Origin of the sequence: Pricia sp. (assembly GCF_041745955.1) — a bacterium.
Classification (GTDB): Bacteria; Bacteroidota; Bacteroidia; order Flavobacteriales; family Flavobacteriaceae; genus Pricia.
Genome location: NZ_JBGTHY010000268.1, coordinates 1 through 6659 on the forward strand (window position 1 = coordinate 1; position 6659 = coordinate 6659).

Sequence of the window (6659 nt, forward strand, 5' to 3'; positions counted from 1 at the left end):
ATTGGCCCGTTGAGTTCTTTGGGGGCTTGTTTCTTTTTCCTCTTTCTGATCGTGCCGGTCTCGGCAAAATCGGATAGGACCGAGATGGCCCTTATTTGATTTCGCTGCTTTCTAGATAATGATCCGACCTCGATATTACCGGTTATTTGGGCAAGGTATCGTACCCCGGCACCGGAATCAAATCGTAGCACTCCGTTAACCCTCATGTAATCCCCGAGACGGGACCATTCCCTTGAGTACGAATCTATACTTTGGGATCCGTAGGACAAGCTTTTGAGATAGGCTGCCGCTCTATCCGTAAGCTCTTTGAATGTTTGAAATTCATTGATCATAACTATTTCACTTTTAATGATGCGGGCAATATCGCCCGTATCAAAAGTGAACATTATTATGCAAACATAATATGTAAACCAAGGATTGTGATACTTTTGAAGTAAGGGTATTATGGACGGAATGTTTGCATAATCTTTTTGTTGCCATAAACGGAACAAGGCGTAACCATGTTGTCATGTGTTTTAAGCAGCGATAGGGCCATTGCGGTCAACATCCGAATCATTCGCGTTTTCACCAAAATGCGGGAAGTAATGACGGATACGTTAGCCTTAAAACTCGAAATAGGGCATATCAAAAAGAAACTCTCCGACCAGGGCAAGAACATAGGACTGGTTTTCGATTATTTGGATGAACTCATCAACAAGAACGGAAGTCCAGTACCCCGAAAACAGATAGGCTATAAATCGGAATAGCCATTGGCACATAAATTTTAAAACAATCCTTATTTTTACGACTATGACTACTACAGTACAACAAGAGCTCCTGCCGTTATTAAAAACCCATTTTGGATATGATTCCTTCCGGCCGAACCAGTTGGAGGTGATGGAAGATATTCTTTCCCAAAAGGATGTGATGGCCATCATGCCTACGGGCGGTGGAAAATCCCTTTGTTTTCAATTGCCGGCCTTGGCGACCGAAGGTACGGCGGTAGTGGTCTCCCCATTGATAGCTTTGATGAAAGATCAGGTAGATGCCCTGCGTGCCAATGGTTTAGCCGCCGCTTACTATAACAGTTCCCAGCCTTCTGAGGTGCAGCAAGAAATACTGTTAGCGTTACGACAGGGCGAGCTGAAACTTTTCTACGTAGCCCCCGAAAGCCTGCACCAGTTCGACGCAGTTTTTCAGAATATTCCCATCAGCCTGTTCGCCATCGACGAGGCCCATTGTATATCGTCCTGGGGCCATGATTTTCGTCCGGCGTATATGCAATTGGGAACTTTAAAAGAGCGTTTTCCGAACGTTCCGATTATGGCGCTTACCGCCACGGCGGACAAGACCACTCAAGATGATATTGTAGACCAATTAGGTATTCCCGACGCTGACAGGCATTGGGCCTCCTTTGATCGGCCCAATTTGTTTTTAGAAGTTCGCCCCGCCCAAAACCGGCTTAAACAGATTATCGATTTTCTAACGCAACGCCCAGATGAAAGCGGAATCATCTATTGCCTAAGTCGAAAGAATACCGAAAAGATTGCCGAACGATTGTGCGATTCCGGTTTTCAGGCCAAAGCCTATCATGCGGGCATGACTTCGGAAAAACGATCTGCCGTGCAAGAGGATTTTATTACCGATCGAGTATCGATAATCGTGGCCACCATCGCGTTCGGAATGGGTATCGATAAGAGCAACGTTCGTTTCGTAATCCATTACAATCTTCCGAAAAATGTGGAGGGCTATTATCAAGAAATAGGCCGTAGCGGTCGTGACAGCCTACCGGCACATGCCCTTTTGTTCTATAGTTATGGCGACGTCACCTTGTTGCGCCGGTTTATTGCCGATAGCGACAATGCGGAGGTCGAGTATGCCAAGCTTGAACGGATGCAGCAGTTTGCGGAAGCCCTGAGCTGCCGCCGTATCGCCCTTCTGAATTATTTCGGAGAGCCGGTCTACGAGAATTGTGGCAATTGCGATATCTGCAAGCGCCCGCCCAAATACTTCGACGGCACGCTGCTGACCCAAAAGATCTGCTCCGCCGTGGCACGTCTCAAGGAGAACGAGGCCATGGGCATGGTAGTCGACGTATTGCGCGGTGCCCGAAACGCCCAGGTCTTTGATAACGGCTATCAGAACGTAAAAACCTACGGTGCCGCGAAAGAGATCTCCTGGCTCGATCTCCAGCAATATGTTATTCAATTGCTGAATCAGGGTATTCTGGAAATCAATTTTAGGGAAGGTTCTAGAATAGCCCTTACCTCTTCTGCTAAACAAGTACTTTTTGAGGGAAAACAGGTCCACTTCGCCGTCTTGGAAAGGGAAAAATTCAAGCCCAAAAAAGAATGCAAGACGCAAACAGAACCAACGGAACTCTTCGAAAAACTACGGGTACTGAGACAACAGGTCGCTTTGGAGGCAAAAGTCCCCGCTTACATAGTCTTCAGCGATGCCAGTTTGAGGGATATGGAAGAAAAAATGCCGTACGATGAGGCCGACTTCCTGAAAGTTTCGGGGGTTGGGGAAGCCAAACTTGAAAAATATGCCACCGCTTTCCTTAAGGAAATCAACCGGCACAAAAAAACCGTGGAATCCAAGGGTATTCCCACAGATCAATTTTCCTTGAATTTGTTCAATGATGGTCTTTCTGTCGCAGAAATAGCCAAGAAAAGGGGGATCTCCGATAGTACGGTATATGGTCATTTTTTAAAGATGGCCGAGGAAGGCAAGCATATCGACCTACACCAATTTATAGCCGACAAAGAAATAGAAACTATCAAAAAGGCACAATCCGAATTGGAATATCCGGAAGGCTTGCGCCCATATTTTGACTATTTTGAGGAGAAAATGCCGTATTGGAAAATCAAGATGGGGATTTATCTGTTGCAATAGCCATCTTTGAAAGGAGCTGGTGGAACACCTCAGTTTCGGTGCTGATTTTGAAAACAACGAAGTGCTCTATGTTTTGGGAACAGGTATTGATGATATAATATTGCTACGTTGTACCGAACATCCCCTTACACCGGGGAGATTCGTCAGGCTCTTGGCAAAAACGTGCGTGCCTTTCAACCTCTCTTATCAATAACACTAACTGGTTTTCGCCCTAATTTCGATATCCGCAGTTTTTGCACTTCTTCTTTCGGAACAAATTCGATATTAGGAGTTACCCGTAGTTTCGATCGGAAATGGTCTTTTATCGTTTGCAAAAGTTCTTCGGAAGCTATTTTTGTGGCGATTTTGATCCGGATTTCATCCGTACCGATGCTGTTGTGATAGATTTCGATAACAAAACTCTCCACTTCCGGAAAATCGTTGAGCGCATTGTGCATGGCCGGCGGGTAGAGCGTGGTGCCTTTATATTTGATCATCTGCTTTTTACGGCCTACCACGGGGCCAAGTCGCAAGGTGTTTCTTCCGCAACCGCAGGGCGAGGTATGTGCCACAACCATATCACCGGTCTTAAACCGTAATAGGGGCATAGCTTCTATGCCCAAGGTCGTAACGACCAGTTCGCCTTCGTAACCTGCGGGAACGGGATTTTGTTCATCGTCCAAAATTTCCGTGATGATCAGTTCCGGATGTTGATGACCACCTTGCTGTTCCGAACACTCGGTAAACGCGGTGCTCATTTCAGTAGAGGCGTAGGTGGAGTATAGTTCAAGGTTCCAAGCCGATTTTATCCTATGGGCCAGAACGTTGAGCGAGAAATCTTGGTCGCGCAGCGATTCTCCGATACAAATCGCCCCTTTTATTCCTGAAGCATTCACATCGATATCATGATGTTCGGCGTACTCTATCAATTTTAAAAGGAAGGAAGGTACAACAATCAAATAGGAAGGTCTGAATTGTAGAATAGTATCCCATTGCAGTTCAGGGATGCCCGCTCCTACGCGAATAATTCCGGCACCCAACTTTCTGGCGCCCAGAAAATAAGCGAGCCCCGCCATAAAACGGCGGTCGATGGTCGTTGTCAACTGTAGGATATCTTCATCCGTTACTCCGGCACAGGCAAACGAAATCGCTTCATTATAGGCCAACCGGTCAAGATCGGCATCTGTCAAGCCAACGGTAACAGGTTCACCGAGCGTGCCTGATGTGGTCACAAAATCAACAATCTTATTTTTCGGGACACACAAAAAATCATCGTTGAATTTCTGAAGGTCCTCCTTGGAAGTGGTCGGAATACGCCTCAAATCTTCTAAATTCCGGATAGCATCCGCACTTATTTTATGTTTCCGAAACAACCGTCGATAGTAGGGCGAATTTGTATTCAGATATTCGAAAAGTCCTCTCAGTTTTTCCTCTTGAAAGGTCTTGATTTCTTGTAAGGATGCTTTTTCGATTTCTGGAATCATATTAAAAAGATTTGCCTTTAAATAATTTAACATAGACCTATCTTGCAGGCGGCCGGCCGGTGACGTAGATACTTATGATGTAATCTGACGCTTGTACGCCCAATCTTCGTTATCAGCGTGCTATTGCGTATGCAGAGCTATTATCGATCGATTTTTCATTTTAATTTACGAATATAACGCTCTACTTCTTCCCTATCGGGTACAGTGGTGATTTCTTTGGTCTCCGCCTCCAAAAAAGCGTTCAGGGCCAAACGGTCATATCCCTTTTCATAATTATACTTTCCGACCAAGTAGTAGGCTTCCCAAAAATCGGGATTTAGAAGTATCAGTTCTTGTAGCGTCTTTTCTTCTACATATCCATCCGAAGAAATAGCCCTAATAATTTGGTTTCGAAGCTTCCGATAGCGCTGATAGTGTTGATAGGCCAAAGTGTTCACGAAGGGGTCTTCGGGAATGTTCAATTTTGCTTCTGACATTGATTTTATCCCAATATCAGCATCCGTTTCATTGAAAATCTCGTTGAGGTCATAGGCCGCGAACTCCCCCAATTGATGCGGATTACCCGATACCCAGACTTTCAGGTCTTCCGGTTGGAAAACAATACCGTGATGCGCCAATAACTGGTTCAGGGCCTTTTCGTTTCCATAACCTATACGCTTGTCATCAAGTCCCTTTTTATCCCGGAGGATGTCAACGACGATTTTGGGAGTTACTTTGGGATGTTCGTCCAACAATTCTTCCATACGCTCGTAGCGGTATTGCGAATGACTTTCAAGAATATGTTTTTGGTTTTTCTTGTCGTTGGCGTATGCTGCGCTCTGAAAATGGTTGGAGCAGATCAGTTGGTTGGAATTCTCGACTTCGTAAACTCCAAAATTATTTGGGGACACTTCGATTATGGCGGCACGCTTATCTTTGGCGCTTCCCACAAAAATGGATTCCGAGACAAATACCTCCCGTTTTTTGGCGATGGCGATGGCTTCGTCAATAGTGGATGCATATTGCAGAATCTCACGGGTAACCAATGAAATGGGAGTCTTGGCAACCCATGGAAAATCTGATTTCCCTGCGTTGATGGTGACAGTCAGGCCCTGATCGTTCATTCCGGATAGCACCCCTATAAAGCCTCCCCAGGTGACCGACATGAATTTATGCCCGTTATCGGGTACGACAAAAGCGATAATCTTATTCTTGGCGAATTCATCCCCGACATAGAAATCAAAATTACGGCCGATGATCATTTTGCCATCTTCGGTATGGTCGCCCCAGGCCGCGAAACTTGAACAGCCGACCAGTGCCAAATCTTGCAGGGCATGGCCGATATCGTGCGCGCCGTGAAAATACATTACCCGTTGATAGGGTTTGGCGATATAATCGAAATTTTTTGAGGCGTATTTTGACATACCATAGATTTCAGCTTTATACTGCGCATCGATATTGCGGTACATTTTGCGATTGAACCAGGCGAGAAATTTTCGAAGCAAGTTCTGCTTTCCCTTGGACGGTACCAGCGAATCGATTTTGTCGACAAAAATTTGTTCTTGCCGATTGAAGAGTTCTTGGGTAAGGCTACCCGTTTTTAACCCTAGTTCATAAGGATTTCCGTTGACAAATAACTCCCACTGACCATGTCTATTTTTAGTCAAAAAATTATCATCCAAAACAAAAGTGGAATCGTTTAGTTGGGTGCGTTCCGCGATTTCGGATTCGTATTGACTTACATCCGGTATATCATGCAATGATTTTTTGACACCGCATGAGCTTAAGAACAAAAGCAATACCACAAATAATTGTATTTTTTGGAGCCAAGTGCACGAGCCTACCCTAGTCCAGGTCAATAAAGGGAAGGGCATTGATTTTATAAGGCTAACCTGATTGAATAAACTCATAAACGTATAAACTGCTAAACCTGCCTTTACGGCAGGCAGCCTTTTGTAAATATTTTTTCTTAGTTTTAAATTTCGCTCCGTCGTTTTGGTCGTCGAAACATCTTTTATACCTTCCGCCTATTGTAACGCCCCACTTTTTTCACTTCGCGCCACTATTTTATCCAACAAATACTCGGCGCCTAAAATTTCCGAGCAGGTGACGACCCCGCTGATGGTGACCCCTAAAATACCATGCATATTAAGGCTTTGGCCCGTAAAATAAAGGTTTTCTATTTTGGTTCGTGGCGAGATAAAGGATTTTAACGGATTTTCTATATCCTTGACATACCCGTACATTCCCCCGCGATGGCAACCGATATAGTCGCGATACGATAGGGGCGTCGAGGTGTGGACGGATTGGATGCACTCCCGGATATTCGGGAATTTCTTT

The 6659-nt window shown here is 45.1% G+C and carries 5 protein-coding genes and 1 pseudogene; 2 read left to right on the plus strand and 4 right to left on the minus strand.

All coding sequences use genetic code 11. From position 1 onward, the window contains the following. A partial coding sequence (locus tag ACEW8S_RS09905) for a hypothetical protein (RefSeq protein ID WP_373517993.1) occupies nucleotides 1-332 on the minus strand: 332 nt, incomplete at its 3' end. 168 nt (nucleotides 333-500) lie between these two features. On the opposite strand from ACEW8S_RS09905, the gene ACEW8S_RS09910 reads away from it, so the two are divergent. Together ACEW8S_RS09910 and recQ are read left to right on the plus strand one after the other, a co-directional pair. Further along, the gene (locus ACEW8S_RS09910) at nucleotides 501-746 is read left to right on the plus strand and encodes a hypothetical protein (protein ID WP_373517994.1); all 246 of its coding nucleotides are present in this window, start codon (nucleotides 501-503) and stop codon (nucleotides 744-746) included. Nucleotides 747-789: 43 nt separating this feature from the next. After that, nucleotides 790-2877, plus strand: coding sequence for a DNA helicase RecQ (recQ, locus tag ACEW8S_RS09915; RefSeq protein ID WP_373517995.1), 2088 nt, complete (start codon nucleotides 790-792; stop codon nucleotides 2875-2877). Nucleotides 2878-3050: 173 nt separating this feature from the next. On the opposite strand, the gene ACEW8S_RS09920 is transcribed toward recQ, so the two are convergent. The 3 genes and pseudogenes from ACEW8S_RS09920 to ACEW8S_RS09930 form a co-directional block, all read right to left on the minus strand. Continuing rightward, on the minus strand, nucleotides 3051-4340 hold the full coding sequence (locus ACEW8S_RS09920; protein ID WP_373517996.1) for a phenylacetate--CoA ligase family protein: 1290 nt from the start codon (nucleotides 4338-4340) through the stop codon (nucleotides 3051-3053). 155 nt (nucleotides 4341-4495) lie between these two features. Beyond that, a complete protein-coding gene (locus ACEW8S_RS09925; RefSeq protein ID WP_373517997.1) occupies nucleotides 4496-6193 on the minus strand; it encodes a C45 family autoproteolytic acyltransferase/hydolase in 1698 nt (565 codons plus the stop codon). Between the two features lie 153 nt (nucleotides 6194-6346). Next, a pseudogene (locus tag ACEW8S_RS09930) lies at nucleotides 6347-6659 on the minus strand (all-trans-retinol 13,14-reductase); the annotation flags it as partial.

Coding starts and splice junctions, on each gene's coding strand:
- ACEW8S_RS09910 (WP_373517994.1), top strand. CDS start 501: ATGTTGTCATGTGTTTTAAGCAGCGATAGGGCCATTGCGGTCAACATC.
- recQ (WP_373517995.1), top strand. CDS start 790: ATGACTACTACAGTACAACAAGAGCTCCTGCCGTTATTAAAAACCCAT.
- ACEW8S_RS09920 (WP_373517996.1), bottom strand. CDS start 4,340: ATGATTCCAGAAATCGAAAAAGCATCCTTACAAGAAATCAAGACCTTT.
- ACEW8S_RS09925 (WP_373517997.1), bottom strand. CDS start 6,193: ATGCCCTTCCCTTTATTGACCTGGACTAGGGTAGGCTCGTGCACTTGG.